The sequence below is a fragment of the Bacillus sp. AFS023182 genome (genome assembly GCF_002560575.1).
In the GTDB taxonomy this organism is placed as follows: domain Bacteria; phylum Bacillota; class Bacilli; order Bacillales; family Bacillaceae_G; genus Bacillus_A; species Bacillus_A arachidis.
Genome location: NZ_NTRO01000183.1, coordinates 1 through 439 on the forward strand (window position 1 = coordinate 1; position 439 = coordinate 439).

The following is a 439-nucleotide window of genomic DNA, read 5'->3' on the forward strand; positions in this document are numbered from 1 at the left end:
GTTAGCTTTTGCTAGCTGCTCTTTTGGTTGTTTGAATAAAATTCAAAACCTCGGTCATAATATACTTACATCCAGATTCTCATCTGCGATATTAGGCTTTTCCCCTTTCCCCAAAGGCGAGCAGTTAGCTTTTACTTTGTAAATACATCCCATCTATGATTACATCTTTTTCAATCAATTCCTCATCTTCTATTTGCCCATCTCTTACCTTTGCTATTGCTTCATCATGATTATTAGCTTCCACAAATGCTTCATAAGATTTTGTTTCCGTGAATTCCACACGATATCTTTTCATATCCATCACCCCTTGAATAAATCCAATATCTTGGCATATAATATCTATGCATCGAATCATCATTTTTGGAGAGAGCAGTTAGCTTTTGCTAGCTGCTTTTTTACTTCGTTCCTACTCCTGTTTTTTAAAGAATTCTTTAATTAC

The 439-nt window shown here is 34.9% G+C and carries 1 protein-coding gene; it reads right to left on the minus strand.

Translation table 11 applies throughout. The features are described 5' to 3' along the window. Positions 1-124: 124 nt before the first annotated feature. Positions 125-358, minus strand: a complete 234-nt coding sequence (locus tag CN288_RS29270) for a hypothetical protein (protein WP_176527772.1) — start codon at positions 356-358, stop codon at positions 125-127. Between the last annotated feature and the right edge of the window lie 81 nt (positions 359-439).

Coding starts and splice junctions, on each gene's coding strand:
- CN288_RS29270 (WP_176527772.1), bottom strand. CDS start 358: ATGATGATTCGATGCATAGATATTATATGCCAAGATATTGGATTTATT.